The 11798-nt window shown below is 73.4% G+C and carries 8 protein-coding genes and 2 pseudogenes; 3 read left to right on the top strand and 7 right to left on the bottom strand.

Features of this window, described 5'->3' with window-relative positions:
* Nucleotides 1-24 precede the first annotated feature (24 nt).
* Nucleotides 25-1266: a glutamate-5-semialdehyde dehydrogenase gene (locus tag AB0B68_RS02110; RefSeq protein WP_357257454.1), complete on the top strand. Its 1242-nt coding sequence runs from the start codon at nucleotides 25-27 to the stop codon at nucleotides 1264-1266.
* 190 nt (nucleotides 1267-1456) lie between these two features.
* Here AB0B68_RS02110 and AB0B68_RS02105 read toward each other — a convergent pair whose 3' ends face one another.
* The 6 genes and pseudogenes from AB0B68_RS02105 to AB0B68_RS02080 all read right to left on the bottom strand — a co-directional run.
* Complete coding sequence (locus tag AB0B68_RS02105; protein WP_355005704.1) at nucleotides 1457-2293, bottom strand: prenyltransferase/squalene oxidase repeat-containing protein; 837 nt, start codon at nucleotides 2291-2293, stop codon at nucleotides 1457-1459.
* A gap of 179 nt (nucleotides 2294-2472) precedes the next feature.
* Nucleotides 2473-3721: pseudogene (gene moeZ, locus AB0B68_RS02100) on the bottom strand (adenylyltransferase/sulfurtransferase MoeZ).
* 56 nt (nucleotides 3722-3777) lie between these two features.
* Nucleotides 3778-4599 (bottom strand): DUF3152 domain-containing protein, encoded by an 822-nt coding sequence (locus tag AB0B68_RS02095; RefSeq protein ID WP_357200763.1) that lies wholly within the window; start codon nucleotides 4597-4599, stop codon nucleotides 3778-3780.
* A 96-nt stretch (nucleotides 4600-4695) separates the two neighbouring features.
* The gene (locus tag AB0B68_RS02090) at nucleotides 4696-5565 is read right to left on the bottom strand and encodes a DUF3152 domain-containing protein (protein ID WP_357257452.1); all 870 of its coding nucleotides are present in this window, start codon (nucleotides 5563-5565) and stop codon (nucleotides 4696-4698) included.
* Nucleotides 5566-5570: 5 nt separating this feature from the next.
* Nucleotides 5571-6545 carry an alpha/beta hydrolase gene (locus tag AB0B68_RS02085; RefSeq protein WP_357257449.1) on the bottom strand — a complete coding sequence of 325 codons (975 nt, stop codon included), beginning with the start codon at nucleotides 6543-6545 and terminating at the stop codon, nucleotides 5571-5573.
* A 23-nt stretch (nucleotides 6546-6568) separates the two neighbouring features.
* Nucleotides 6569-7726: pseudogene (locus AB0B68_RS02080) on the bottom strand (hypothetical protein); the annotation flags it as partial.
* A 2303-nt stretch (nucleotides 7727-10029) separates the two neighbouring features.
* On the opposite strand from AB0B68_RS02080, the gene AB0B68_RS02075 reads away from it, so the two are divergent.
* The gene (locus tag AB0B68_RS02075; protein WP_030489514.1) at nucleotides 10030-10668 is read left to right on the top strand and encodes a TetR/AcrR family transcriptional regulator; all 639 of its coding nucleotides are present in this window, start codon (nucleotides 10030-10032) and stop codon (nucleotides 10666-10668) included.
* A gap of 64 nt (nucleotides 10669-10732) precedes the next feature.
* On the top strand, nucleotides 10733-10960 hold the full coding sequence (locus AB0B68_RS02070; protein ID WP_179781071.1) for a DUF3107 domain-containing protein: 228 nt from the start codon (nucleotides 10733-10735) through the stop codon (nucleotides 10958-10960).
* A gap of 75 nt (nucleotides 10961-11035) precedes the next feature.
* On the opposite strand, the gene AB0B68_RS02065 is transcribed toward AB0B68_RS02070, so the two are convergent.
* Nucleotides 11036-11677 (bottom strand): ferritin-like fold-containing protein, encoded by a 642-nt coding sequence (locus AB0B68_RS02065; RefSeq protein ID WP_238689107.1) that lies wholly within the window; start codon nucleotides 11675-11677, stop codon nucleotides 11036-11038.
* Nucleotides 11678-11798: the final 121 nt, after the last annotated feature.

Raw genomic sequence — 11798 nt, 5'->3', positions numbered from 1 at the left:
CAACTGCCAGCTGAGGAGTAGTCGATGAGCGTCGTCGAGCAGGCGAAGCGGGCGCGGGACGCCGCCGCCGACCTGGCCACTGCCACCCGTACCGTCAAGGACGCGGCGCTGGTGGCGATGGCCGACGCGCTCGTGGCGCGTACCCCGGAGATCCTGAGCGCGAACGAGACGGACCTGGCGGCCGGCCGTGAGGCCGGGCTGAGCGCGGCCGTGCTGGACCGGCTCGCGCTCGACGCGGGTCGGGTCGCCGGGATCGCCGACGCGCTGCGTGAGATGGCCGCGTTGCCCGACCCGGTCGGCGAGGTGGTCCGCGGGTCCACCCTGCCCAACGGCCTGGAGCTGCGCCAGATCCGGGTGCCGTTCGGGGTGGTCGGCATCATCTACGAGGCGCGGCCCAACGTGACTGTGGACGCCGCCGGGATCTGCCTCAAGTCCGGCAACGCGGCGCTGCTGCGCGGGTCGTCGTCGGCCGCGCACTCGAACGCCGCGCTGGTCGCGGTGCTGCGTGACGCCGTCGCCGGGGCCGGTCTGCCCGCCGACGCGGTGCAGTTGCTCGACGCCAGCTCCCGTGACTCGGTCAAGGAGCTGATGCGCGCCCGGGGTCTCGTCGACGTGCTCATCCCGCGCGGTGGCGCGTCGCTGATCCGCACAGTGGTCGAGGAGTCGACAGTGCCGGTGATCGAGACCGGGGTGGGCAACTGCCACGTCTACGTCGACGCCGCCGCCGACCTGGCGAAGGCCGTCGCGGTGACGCTGAACGCCAAGACGCAACGCCTGTCCACCTGCAACACGGCCGAGTCGCTGCTGGTGCACGCGAGCATCGCCGACGCGTTCCTGCCGCTGGTGCTGGCCGCGTTCGCCGAGGCGGGGGTGACAGTGCACGGCTCACCCGAGGTGGCCGCCCACTCCGCCGCAGTGGTCGCGGCCACCGAGGAGGACTACGCCACCGAGTACCTGTCCGCCGACATCTCGGTGGCGGTGGTGGACTCGCTGGACGCGGCGGTCGCGCACATCCGCCGCTTCGGCACCGGCCACACCGAGGCGATCGTCACCGACTCGGCGAGCGCGGCCCGTGACTTCGTCGCGCGGGTCGACGCGGCGGCAGTGATGGTGAACGCGTCGACCCGGTTCACCGACGGCGGCGAGTTCGGCTTCGGTGCGGAGATCGGCATCTCCACCCAGAAGCTGCACGCTCGCGGCCCGATGGGCCTGCCCGAGCTGACCAGCACCAAGTACGTCGTCACCGGCGACGGTCACGTGCGCTAAGCCCCTACCCTCGCCCTCCCGCGCCCGCGCCGCCCGCCCTCTCCCGCGATCTTGCAGTTACTGTCCCGGCATAAGGGGCATTTATGCGCAAATCCGCGACAGAAACTGCAAGATCGCCGAGGTTGGAGGGCCGGGGCGGGGCCGGGGCGGGGCCATGGCCCGGCCGGGGCGGGGCCATGGCGCGGGCGGCTCAGCGGGGTGGCGCGGGGCGGGCCGCCCGGATCGCGGCCAGGGTGGCGTGCACGTCGAACTGGTGGCCGTCGTCGCTCTCCCAGCCGCCGTCGCTGCGCTGGGTCTCGGTCAGCCGGCGCAGCGCCCGCACCATGATCCAGTCCTGTGGGTCGACGCCGGCGCGGCGCAACGTGGCCGCCAGCCACGCCACGTCCCCGGGGGACATCTTCGGCATCCGCTCGGCGAGCGCCACCTGAATCCGGGCGGACTCCTGGAACATCTCCTGCCGGTGCAGCACGGCCGCGCTCAGCCAGCCCGCCGCGAGGTACGACGGCCAGCTACCGTCCGGGCGCAGCCGCGCGGCGAGCGAGTGGGCCGCCGCCTGCACCACCCCGGCGTACGCCCCACCGACCCGGTGGTCGAGCGGACCCGACGCCCGGGCGTCCAGCCCGGCGACGGTGAGCCAGAAGCCGGCGTTGGCCGACACGAGGAACCCGGCCTCCGGGTCGCCGGGACGGGCCCACTCCGGCGCCGAGTCGGCCAGCGACGCGTCCTCTTCCCAACCGCCGTCGGCCTGCTGCCGGGACGCCAGCCAGTCCAGTGCGCGGCGGGCGGCGGGACGGCCGAGCGCCCCCAGGTCGTCAAGCTCGACGAGCCGGAAGCAGGTGGCGTCGATCGAGGCGACCTCGCCACCCCAGGTGGCCGGCCAACCGCCGTCCGGTGACTGGCCCACCTCGGCCGTCTCCAGCAACTCGGCGGGCACGGCGGTGCCGTTGCGGAGCCAGGAGAGGCGGGCGCGTTCCACCGCATCCCCGTGCGCCACGACGAACCCGATCGCGGCTTCCAAGTCGACCACGGCGGAGACGCTACCTGCGCAGACGCGATGCCGCCTCGGAGAATCGGCCAGCCCGGGATGGCTGCGTCGCTCCGGCCGGACGGCCGCTCGGCGTCATCTGCGTCGATTTGCCGGGGCGGTCGCGCGGGCCGCCCCGGCGCGGCGGCGTGGCCGCGCCAGGGCCGCCCCGGCTCGATCGGTCAGTACGCGGGCAGCGACGGGTCGATCTGCTTGATCCAGGAGAGCACGCCGCCCTGCACGTGCACGGCGTCCTTGAAACCGGCTGCCTTGAGCGCGGCGAGCGCCTCCGCCGAGCGGACGCCCGACTTGCAGTGCAGCACGATCTGGCGGTCCTGTGGCAGCTTCGCGAGGGCCTCACCGGAGATGATGTCGCCCTTGGGGATCAGGGTGGCGCCGGGGATCTGGACGATCTCGTACTCGGCCGGCTCGCGTACGTCGACGAGGAAGATGTCCTTGCCGGCGTCCTGCCACTCCTTGAGCTCCAGTGCGGTGATGGTCGAGTCGAGCGTCGCCTCCTGGGCCTCCTCGGAGACCGCGCCGCAGAAGTCCTCGTAGTCTTCCAGCAGGTCGGTGACCGTCGGGTTGTCGCCGCAGAGCGCGCAGTTCGGGTCCTTGCGGACCTTGATCTTGCGGTATTCCATCTCCAGGGCGTCGTAGACCATCAGGCGGCCGACCAGCGGCTCACCGATGCCGGTGAGCAGCTTGATCGCCTCGTTCACCTGGATCGAACCGATCGATGCGCAGAGCACGCCGAGCACGCCGCCCTCGGCGCAGGAGGGAACCATGCCGGGCGGCGGCGGCTCCGGGTAGAGGCAGCGGTAGCAGGGGCCGTGCTCGGCCCAGAACACCGACGCCTGGCCGTCGAAGCGGTAGATCGAGCCCCAGACGTACGGCTTACCCAGCAGCACCGCCGCGTCGTTCACCATGTAGCGGGTGGCGAAGTTGTCGGTGCCGTCGACGATCAGGTCGTACTGGGCGAAGATCTCGCGGACGTTCTCGCGGTCCAGCGCGGTGTTGTGGATCTCCACCTTGACCAGGGGGTTGATCTCGCGGATCGACGCGGCGGCCGACTCGGCCTTGGACCGGCCGATGTCGGAGACGCCGTGGATGACCTGGCGCTGGAGGTTCGACTCGTCGACGGTGTCGAAGTCGATGATGCCGAGCGTGCCGACCCCGGCCGCGGCGAGGTACAACAGGGCGGGCGACCCGAGGCCACCGGCGCCGACACAGAGCACCCGGGCGTTCTTCAGCCGCTTCTGGCCGGTCACCCCGACGTCCGGGATGATCAAATGGCGTGAGTAGCGGCGGATCTCGTCTACGGTCAGCTCGGCGGCGGGCTCGACGAGCGGGGGCAACGACACGGTGGACTCCCCGGGATCGGCGGTGTGAACCGCGCCATTGTTGCTCGCGGGAGCCCTCCTCGGCCATGAGGGACGACACGTGGTCCGGTATGCGGGAGCGGGAATAACCGACGACCCGGCGGATCAGGGGACGATGTCCCCCGCGTAGCGACGACCGTCGAGGTACGGCCAGGCGTTGGCGACGCAGCCCTGCAGCCCGTACGTCTGCTGCTGCATCACCGGGGCGGGCTCCCCCGGGCCCGGACACGCCTCGTGCTCCTTGCCGAACTCGTGGCCCACCTCGTGGTTGATGACGTAGGTCCGGTAGGTGTCCAGCGGGGCGCCGTAGTCGGGGACCGCCTCCATCCAGCGGGCCAGGTTGATGATGACCTGACCGGGCAGGCGACAGGAGGTGTAGCGCTCGGTGGTCAACCCGCCCTCGGCGCACATCCGCTCGGACGTGACCGGGGTTGCCAGGTAGATGGTGAAGTCGGCGGCCCCGGCGTCGGCCACCCGTTGCACCCGCAGTTCCTCGGACGCGATCCAACTGCGCGGGTCGGTCAGCACCTCGTCAACTCGGGAGGCGAACACGTCGGCGTCCTGGCCGGCGCCGCGTTCCACGACGACCCGGTATCGGTGCAGCGGCCCGTCCGTGCCGTACACCGGTGTCTCGCCGTCGGCTGCCGTGAAGCGTCCCGCTCCGACCGACGGATAGCCGGTGGGCGCCGGGTGCGCGGCCGCCCCACCTCCGTGGCCCATTCCGCCCTGCGTGGTGGCCGGAGGCTCGACCGACGGTTCGCCGCCCCGGCTCACAGTCACCCCGATGGCGCCTGCGAGCACGAGGAGACCGAGCAGCATGCTGCGACGACGACGCCGGTGCATCCGGACGAACGCGGGACGCGCATCCCGCAACGCCGAGCTGGGCTCGGGCGGCCGGGGCGGGCCGTAAGGGGACGACGGCGTCATAGGATCAAGCCTGCCAGATTATTCGGGCATTTCTCCGTTTTCGCCGCTATTGCCGCAAGACGCCTGATGGAGGGGTCAATGGTCGGCGTGTCGTACTCAGAGGGCGGGGCCCGTGTACCGACGCCCGTTCAGGTATGGCCAGGGGTTGACCCGGCAGCCGTCGAGGAACAGCGTCTGCTGCATCATCACCGGAGCCTGCCGGCCCTTGCCGGGGCAGCGCTCGTGCCGATGCCCGAGCTGGTGACCCACCTCGTGGTTGACCACGTACGTCCGATAGACCGTCAACGGCACGCCGGCCGAGACGAAGTGCGGCACTGACAACCGCCACCGATCCAGGTTGATGATCACCTGGCCGGGCGCCCGACAGGACGTGTACGGGCGGCCGCCGATCCGGATGTCGACCCCACCCTTCGCGCACATCCGACCCGCGGTGCGGGCGGTGGCCAGGTAGACGGTGAAGTCCCGAGGCGCAGCCCCCGGCACCTGCTGGAGCCGCAACCTGCCGCTGTCGACCCAACTGCCCGGCCCGGCCAGCGCCGCCTCCACCGCCTCGGCGAACTCGGTGACGTCCTCCGCACTGCCCGACTCCACAGCGACCCGGTAACGCCGCAGCTCACCCGCCCGACCCAGCACCGGGCCGGAACGGGCGTCGTAGCCGAACCCGCCCGTGCCGGCGCTCGGAACCGCGCCCGGCACCCGCAACACCGGGGGCGGGCTCGGCGTGACCGGGGGCGGGCTCGGCGTGACCGCGCCGGAGGGCGAAGGGGCGGGCGGCAGCGGCCCGGCCACCAGCGGCGGCGGCGCGCTGATCTCCTCGGCGGCCAACCGCTCAGCGCCCGGATGTCCACCCGGCCCTTCAGCGATCACGGTCACCGCCGCGCCGACGGCCACCACCACCGCCACCAGTTGGGCGACCAGCGCGAAACGTCGCCGACGGCGAGCAGAATGGCGCGCTGAGCTGAGCATCCAGGTCAGCCTGCCAGATCAGACCGCCCCGCGGCGTCCCCCGTTTCGGTGAGCAGGCCGACCACCGCGCGGGCGACCAGCCGGGGAACCTCCAACTGCGCCACATGGCCGACGCCCTCGAGCATCATCAATCGGCTGTCCGGAATGAGCCGGGCGGTCTGCGGCCCGACCCGCACGTCGACCAGACGGTCCTGCAGACCACCCACCACAAGGGTCGGTGCGCGTACCGCCTCGGCCAGGCGCCACAGCGACCCCGGCCCCCGCAGGTACGCCCGCAGGAAGCTGGAGACCAGCCCACGGAACGTCCGGACGTACGCGGCGGCGTAGTGCTCAGCCTCGTACCGCACCCGGATCTCCTCCAGCGCCTCTGCCCGGCGCTGATCGCAGATCCGGCTGAGGTCGGCGACGCACGCCTCCAGCACCTGCTGGGCCATCACCTCGGGGGCAAGCTGGGTGAGATGCCGGGCGACCAGCCGCTCACCTCGGGGAATGGCGAGCACCGGCAGCATCCGCCCCTGCAACGAGCGCCGGAAATCCAGGAACGGCAGCGCCGGGGAGATCAGGGTGAGGGTGCGGACCAGATCCGGCCGGAGCGCGGCGACCTGGACCGCGACCGCGCCGCCCAGCGAATTGCCGAACAGGTGCACCGGCCCTCGACCGGAATGCTCGATCCAGCGGACGACCAGATTCGCGAAGGCCGGAATCGTGTAGCTCGGGCCCGGCTCGCTCCGGCCGAAGCCGGGCAGGTCGATGGCCTGACCGTCCAGCCGGTCGGCGAGCAGACCGGCCAGGTCGGTCCAGTTCTGCGACGACCCGCCCAACCCGTGCACGTACAACGCCGGCTCCGCCCCGGCAGCGGTGGCGGGGGTGTCCCGGACGTACGTGACCCGGCCGTCGAGGCGGACCTCCCGGCCCGGCCATGGCGGCGGAACGCGGTCGTCGGGGAGCAGGTGGTCCGGCCAGAGGGTGGCGCGTCTCATTGCTCCAGTCTGCCTCGAACCACTCAGGACAGCAGCGCCTCAAGCCGACGGTTGACCGCCGCCAGCGTCGCCCGGACCACCGCCTGACGCGGATCACCCGCGACCAGGGCCGACCCGGCGAGCTGCTCGACCCAGCCCTCACAGACCAGCAGCGCCACAACGGTGGCCACCTCGCAATTGCCGAAGGGCACCACAGCGGCGTGCTCGACGAAACAGCGCCCCCGCTCGGCGTTCTCGGCACCGCGCAGCAACTCGTCCACAGCGGCCGCCGCCGCCACCGCGCAGAGCCGCAACACGTAGCCGTCCACCGCCGGCCCGGTGGCGTACCCGGAGGCGCTGTCGCCCCCGGCCAGCAGCCGGACCTCCACGTTCGCGTCCAGGCCGAAGGTGCTGACCTGCACGTGGTCGATCACCACCCGGGGCCCCGGCGTACCGCCGGTCTCCAGCGGTCGCGACGGCGCCGACTCCGTCGTGGTCACCTGACCACCGGAGTACGACGTGCCCAGCGTCGCCGGGCTACCGGTCGCGGCGCCGGCCGGCGCGGACGAGACCGACCCTGGTTCCTCCACCGTGGCGCGCCCCCGGTGCGGAGCGTTCGACCGGCGGCGGCGCGTCGGGTCCGTGCCGGTCCGCTGCTCCGGCCCGGCCGGCAGGGACTCGACCCGACCGCTTGACGGGCGGGCGGCCGTCGGCGGCTCGGCCGACCGAACCTCGCCGGGATCGCGCGAAGCCGCGTTTCGAGTCTCCGGGGTACGCCGCTCGGCGGGCTCGGCCGCGCGACGGCGAACCGGTGGTGGTGGCGTGCTGGGCAGGCCGGGCACGTTCTGCGGGGCCGCGGCCAACCCCATCCGCTCCTGGAGCAGCCGGGCCACCTGCCGGCTCACCTCGGCCGGGTCGGCACCGTCGGCCAGGTCCAGTCGCAGACTGTGCGCCCCCGCCGGAGTGCGGCGCAGGGCCGCGTCGCGGACACCGGCCACCTCCCGGACGGCGTCCAGGATCGCGTTGACATCGAACCCCTCGGGGCGCTCGCGCAGCGGGGCTGGCTCGTCGTCCCGGCGCAGGTGAGTGGCGATGCGGGCGAGTTCCGGAGTTTCGGCGGGTGGCTCCACGGCTGGCGGCTCCGGCACGACGGGCACGTCCGGTTCCGCGGGGACGCGCTGCGGCAGCACCACCGCGCTCGCAGCCGACTGCCGGCCATCGTCGGCCGGGGACGTCGGGTCGGGAGCGGATCGGCGCGCCGCGTAGGCGGAGGCGGAGGCGGACGTCGGTGCGGACTGATCGCGGCGGCCGGAACCCTTGGGGTTGGTTGGCGGAACCGCTGCGGTGGAGGGCGGGGTGGCGTCAGTCGATGGCGAGCCGTTCACCGGCGCGGCCGGTGTGGGCGGCTCGACGGGCGACGGGCCGGGCTCGGGTGTCGCCGGCCGGAGCCGGAACGGCCCGGTCGGTCGGACGTCGGGCCGGGACCGGCCAGGCGTCTCGCCTCCGTCGCCCCCACCGGTGCTGGCCGACCGGCTGGCCGGCCACGACGGGCGCTCGACCGGGGTGGCCGGGAGCCGGCCCTCGGACCAGTCCGGCCGCTCGGCCCCGGAACTGCTCGCCGTCGGCGAACCGCTGGTCCAGGACGAGCGCTCCGCCACCAGCGACGGGCCTGCCGGAGCCGGTGGCGCGTCGGTCAGCGTGGGAGGTGGCCCGGCTGGAGCCGGAGGCGGTCCGGCGGGTGCCGAAGGTGTCGCCTCGGCCGGTACGGGCGGGTCGGCCGATGCGGGGCTGGAGGCCCAGGAGGGTCGCGTCGGCGGGGAACTGGCCGGTGCCGGATCGGCGCCGCCGGCCCAGGACGGTCGCGTCGCCGCCGCGCCGGTGGCGGGCGGTTCGGAACCGCCGGCCCAGGACGGGCGTACCGGCGGCACACTGGTCGCCGCCTCGGACCCGCCGGCCCAGGACGGCCGTACCGGCGGCAGGCTGGTCGGCGTCGGATCGGACCCCCCGGCCCAGGAGGGCCGCGCGGGCGATGCGTTGGTGGGGTCGGGATCGGCCCCGCCAGCCCAGGACGGGCGGTCGGACCGGGGTCCGCCGGTCGCCCCGGAACCCGCCCAGGACGGCCGGTCAGCCGGCGGACCACTGGTCGGCGTCGGCGTCGCGCCACCCGCCCACGACGGACGGTCAGCCGGCGGACCACTGGTCGGTTCGGCGGGGCGTTCCGGGGTGGACGCGGATTCGACCCGGCCGGGTTCGTACGGCCGGGGCACCTCGGCGCGCACCGGCTCGTACGGACGGGGCACCTCGGCGCGCACCGGCTCGTACGGCTGGTGGGGTTCGCCGACCCAGTCCGGCGCCGACTCGTCCCGTGCAGCCGGGCCAGTCGGCTCGTCGTCCTGGCGGGACCAGGGCGGGGCCCATCCGCCACCCCAGCTCGGGCGGTTCCAGCTCGGCCCCGACCAGTCGGGCTCGGTGGCCGACGACTCCCCGGCCCGGTGCGTTTCGCCGGGACGCTGCGCGTCCCCTGTGCGATGCGCCTCGCTGGCGCGATGCGTGTCTGCCGGGCGGGAACCCTCGGAAGCGCGACCGGGCTCGCCCTCGTCGGCGGAGGCGGCCGGCCCCGGGTTGCGTCCCGAGGTGGCTGCGGGCTCGGGTGCGAGCGGGTCCCGCCAGTCGCGTGGGGCGGTCGGACTCTCGTCGGCGGCCAGCCGCTCGGCGATCGGCGCGTGGAAACCGGGTGGAACCTCGAAACCCGACGCCGCGGTGCCGACGGGTGGCACCTGGACGGCCGGCGGGGCCGAGGTGGGCAAGCCGGGCTCGGCCCAGCGGGCACGGTGCGCGGCAGCCGGATCGGCGCTGGAGTGTGGGGCGGGGCCCGGGTCGGACTCGACGGCACCCTGCTCCGCTGGCGGTGCGGGACGTTGGGCGGGCACCACGAGCCGGTCGCCGGCCGCCCCGAGGCGACCCTCCTCGGGCAGCCCGGGCGGTGCGCTCACCGGCGTGGGGCGCCCCGAGGGCGGTTCGAGACCGGGGTGGTGGACGCCGTTGACGTCGTCCGGGTGGTGCACGCCGTTGACCTGGTGGCCGTTGGTGCGGGCCGGCGACTCCGGCTCGCCCGACCGCCCCACCAGCGGCGATGGCAGGTCACCGTGCCGTGTCGAGGAGGTCCGCCAGCCCGACGCGGGGTCGGGCTGCCAGCGCGGCGCCTCATCCCGGGCGTCCTCGTGGTCGGCGGCTCGGGGCCACCCACCCGCCTGAGGCGCCCACCCACTGACGGAACGGCTCGGGTCGTCGTGCTGACCCGCTCCGTCACCGTGATCTCCCGGGGTGGCGGCTCCGGGTTGCCCTGTTTCACTCACCGCGCGCTCCTTGGTCGCCCCCGCTGAGGCTACCGTGTGCCGAGAGTGGCGATAAGTTACAGCGGCGGGCCATTTCCACGACCGAGGTCACGGGCCTCGCCCGGTCTGGGGGGAAAATGCCGGCTCGTACGGAGAACTCGGAGGATCCCATGACCGCTGCGGGGAACGGTGCACAGACCGCTGGCCGGCCCACCCGCCTGCCTCGCTCCGCGCGTCGTAAGCAGCTTCTCGCTGCGGCGCAGGAGGTGTTCGTCGCGCAGGGCTACCACGCCGCCGCGATGGACGACATCGCCGAGCGGGCCGGGGTCTCGAAGCCGGTGCTCTACCAACACTTTCCCGGAAAGATGGATCTCTACCTGGCGCTGCTCGACACGCACTGTGACGCCATCGTCGCTCAGGTGCAGGATGCGATGCGCGGTACCAGCGACAACAAGGAGCGGGTCAGCGCGTCGGTACGGGCGTACTTCGACTTCGTCGACCACGAGAGCGAGGCGTTCCGGCTCGTCTTCGAATCGGACCTGCGCAACGACCCGGCCGTGCGGCAGCGGGTGGAGCGGGTCGAGCAGGGCTGCATCGCGGCGATCACCGACACCATCATCTCCGACACCGGGGTGAGCCGCGCGCACGCCGAGCTGCTGGCCTCCGGGCTGGTCGGCGCGGCGGAGACGGCCGCACAGTTCTGGCTGGCCGGCGGCCGACAGGTGCCGAAGGCCGAAGCTGAGGCGTTGGTGGCCGCGCTGTCGTGGCGGGGCATCGCGAGCTTCCCGCTGCAAGGTGAGTCAGCCTGACCGCCGGGCCCGTGATCGGATAGCCTTCGCAGGGCGGTTCTCTCGCCCCAGTTGAGGAGGCACAGTGGAGGTCAAGATCGGCGTGCAGTACGCGCCACGCGAGCTGGTAGTGGACAGCGCGCAGTCGCCGGCCGAGATCGAGCAGATCGTGACCGACGCCTTCGCCGGCAACGGCGGCACGCTCTCCCTGACCGACGAGAAGGGCCGGCGGGTCATCGTTCCGGTCGAGAAGGTCGCCTACGTCGAGATCGCCGAGGCGTCGCCCCGGGCGGTCGGGTTCACCGTCCGCTGACCGGTCCGGCCATCGCGGCAGGTCGGCACTCGGCCCGCCTGCCGCAGGCCGGAGCCGGCCAACCCGGCCGGGTGGTCAGTTGTTCAGCCCGGCGGCGGCCATTCGCGCGGTGTGCGCGGTGGTGAGCCTGCCGAACAGCCCTGGCACGTCGACCCGGCCGTCGCGTGCGATCAGCGCGGTGAGGGTGGCCCGCTCGGCGGCGACACGGCCGGCCTGGGACAACGCCTCACCCACCAGCCGTCGGGCCCACATGGAGAGCCGACCGGCCACCCGGGGGTCGTCGGCGACGGCCACCCGGATCTCCGCAGCGGCGAAGTCCGCGTACCGGGAGTCGTGCAGGACGTCCAGCACCAGCGCCCGGTCCGGTTCCTCCAGCGCGTCGGCGATCTCGCGAACGAAGTCGTCGGTGATCGCGTCGCCCACGTACGCCTTCGTGACCACCTCCGCCCAGTCCCGCGGCTCGGTCGAGTCGTGGTACGCCTGCAACGGCTCGACATAGGGCGCCATCGCATCCTCGGGCGGTACGCCCAACGCGGTGAGCCGGTCGGCGAGGCGCCGGTAGTTGGCGATCTCAGCTGCGGCCATCTCGTTCAGCGCTGCCCGGCGGCGCAAGTCGGGAGCGAGCCGGGCATCGCCCGCCATCCGCTCGAAGGCGAGCAGCTCGCCGAAGGCGACCAGACCCAACAGGTCGGCGTACGCGGAACCGGAGGCGGACACGAGCGGCAGGCTATCGCGTGGCTGCCCTCCGCGCTGGCCCCCGTCGATCATGGAGTTGTGGTGCCCGGTTGCCGCATTTTTGAACCTTTTGTCCACCACCACGACTCCATGATCGACCCGG

This window comes from Micromonospora sp. NPDC049049 (assembly GCF_040649115.1).
Taxonomy (GTDB): Bacteria; Actinomycetota; Actinomycetes; order Mycobacteriales; family Micromonosporaceae; genus Micromonospora.
This window is presented reverse-complemented; position numbering and strand designations above follow the sequence as displayed.

Bases quoted from the DNA above. Each gene is read 5' to 3' on its own strand.
- AB0B68_RS02075 (WP_030489514.1), top strand. From the start codon at position 10,030: ATGACCGCTGCGGGGAACGGTGCACAGACCGCTGGCCGGCCCACCCGC.
- AB0B68_RS02090 (WP_357257452.1), bottom strand. From the start codon at position 5,565: ATGCTCAGCTCAGCGCGCCATTCTGCTCGCCGTCGGCGACGTTTCGCG.
- AB0B68_RS02095 (WP_357200763.1), bottom strand. From the start codon at position 4,599: ATGACGCCGTCGTCCCCTTACGGCCCGCCCCGGCCGCCCGAGCCCAGC.
- AB0B68_RS02085 (WP_357257449.1), bottom strand. From the start codon at position 6,545: ATGAGACGCGCCACCCTCTGGCCGGACCACCTGCTCCCCGACGACCGC.
- AB0B68_RS02110 (WP_357257454.1), top strand. From the start codon at position 25: ATGAGCGTCGTCGAGCAGGCGAAGCGGGCGCGGGACGCCGCCGCCGAC.